This is a genomic window from Aquamicrobium segne (assembly GCF_042656785.1).
Classification (GTDB): Bacteria; Pseudomonadota; Alphaproteobacteria; order Rhizobiales; family Rhizobiaceae; genus Mesorhizobium; species Mesorhizobium segne.
The window spans coordinates 1-1,397 of the sequence record NZ_JBHSLL010000047.1 but is presented as its reverse complement, the minus strand read 5'-3'; the positions used below and the strand labels follow the sequence as shown (position 1 = coordinate 1,397).

Here is a 1,397-nt window from a genome sequence, read left to right as displayed (position 1 = left end):
GCGGGAGAACGATCGAGGCGAAGCCGGTTTCAGGTCAGACATGCCAAATCGAGCCGCAGAAAGGGCCGGCTCTGGGGGCGAAAGGAATGCAAATGATTCATTCGTCGGCACCCGGCCCCGGAAGTATCGCGGTCCTCACCGCAAGGGACCTGACCGATGTCAGCACTGCCGTATGGCTCGACGAACATCCGCAGACAGGCCCGCGCCGGATACGCCATCTGCTGGCTGCCGGCGGTTGGGACGATCGGATGTGGTGGAGCCAGCAAGTTGTTCGACCTGCGAGGCAGGCAGATACGAACTGCTGTGCGTGGCGAGCTCGCAACCAGATGAATCTCGACGAAATAGCCTTTCTCGGCCGACTCCCCGAGCACGCGGACTGGAAGGAGGACTACTAGGACGGTCTGGTACGCAGGTCGTTCATGCCATCGGGTCAGGAGCGCTTCGCCACAAGCAATGCACGCCTGGAACCGCCAGAGGGAAGGCGGAAATCCATCTCACCGGTTGCGGCTGATACCGCGCAGCGATTGGCGTCGTGCGATGAACTCGCGCACGAGCGGTAGGAAAAACGCCTTGCTGAAGCGCCCCATCGGCGGTTCAGGCTCCAGGTAATATGACTGGCCGATGATGTCGGTGTTGTACTCGTCGAGGATCAACCAGAGACGAAAATCCGCATCGAGGCCGGCTCGTCGCTTTTCGGTTGCCGGGATCTCTGCCGCAAAGCGTGCCGGTTCCGGCTGTTTCGTGGTGATCGGAAACAGAAGCAGGAGATCGCCACTTGGGCGGTTTAGCCTGATCCCAACTGCAACGGGCCTGCTCTTGCGACCTTCGGTTTCGCCGTGGCCCGCTTCGCGAACCCACAGATAGGGGTAGCGGACAACGCTTGCGGTCTGGATTTCATCAAAACTCAAGACCGGCCGCTTTCATTGTCGTCTGCATAGGCCTCGATGGCTTCGGCCATTTCATCCAGAAGCGCATCCGGCATGGTTTCGAGCGTGCCCACCATTCTGGTATCGGCCTGGCGGCGCATGCGCTCGTAGTCTTCGATATTGAGGATCACCAGGCGCGGCTTATTGCGCTGGGTGATCGTCACCGGGCGGCGCAGCGCCTCGGCAATGATGTCGCCTGACTTTCGGGAAAAGTCGCTGGTCGTGAATGTGCTGTTTGATCCGGACATCGGCAACTCCAGCTTGCTGTGATAGTTGGTATATACAGCATTGCTGTATTTGATGCAACGGTTACTCCCCGCTGCCGGTGGCCCCGCCCAATGGCGGGGCCGATTGGGCCGGGAGCCTCAGTCTCGGTTCGGCCGGGACCAGATCAGCTGGAGGCCATCCTGTCCGTCCACCTCGATCAGGGTGGCGTAGATGGGAGCCGGGAAGCTCGGGTCGTCCAGCTTG

4 protein-coding genes are annotated in these 1,397 nt (G+C 60.7%); 1 reads left to right on the top strand and 3 read right to left on the bottom strand.

The features are described 5' to 3' along the window. Positions 1-395, top strand: a 395-nt coding sequence (locus ACFPLB_RS13190; protein WP_378230350.1) for a hypothetical protein, incomplete at its 5' end; no start/stop codon positions are given. A 99-nt stretch (positions 396-494) separates the two neighbouring features. Here the strand turns inward: ACFPLB_RS13190 and ACFPLB_RS13185 are convergent. The 3 genes from ACFPLB_RS13185 to ACFPLB_RS13175 all read right to left on the bottom strand — a co-directional run. Continuing rightward, positions 495-908: a hypothetical protein gene (locus tag ACFPLB_RS13185; protein ID WP_378230348.1), complete on the bottom strand. Its 414-nt coding sequence runs from the start codon at positions 906-908 to the stop codon at positions 495-497. Next, entirely contained in the window at positions 905-1,174 is a 270-nt protein-coding gene (locus ACFPLB_RS13180; protein WP_239801973.1) for a type II toxin-antitoxin system prevent-host-death family antitoxin, read from the bottom strand. Before ACFPLB_RS13180 ends, ACFPLB_RS13185 begins: the two co-directional genes overlap by 4 nt. Positions 1,175-1,291: 117 nt before the next feature. Then, positions 1,292-1,397 (bottom strand): DUF736 family protein (locus ACFPLB_RS13175; RefSeq protein WP_378228962.1); only part of this gene is annotated, 106 nt, incomplete at its 5' end.

Bases quoted from the DNA above. Each gene is read 5' to 3' on its own strand.
- ACFPLB_RS13180 (WP_239801973.1), bottom strand. From the start codon at position 1,174: ATGTCCGGATCAAACAGCACATTCACGACCAGCGACTTTTCCCGAAAG.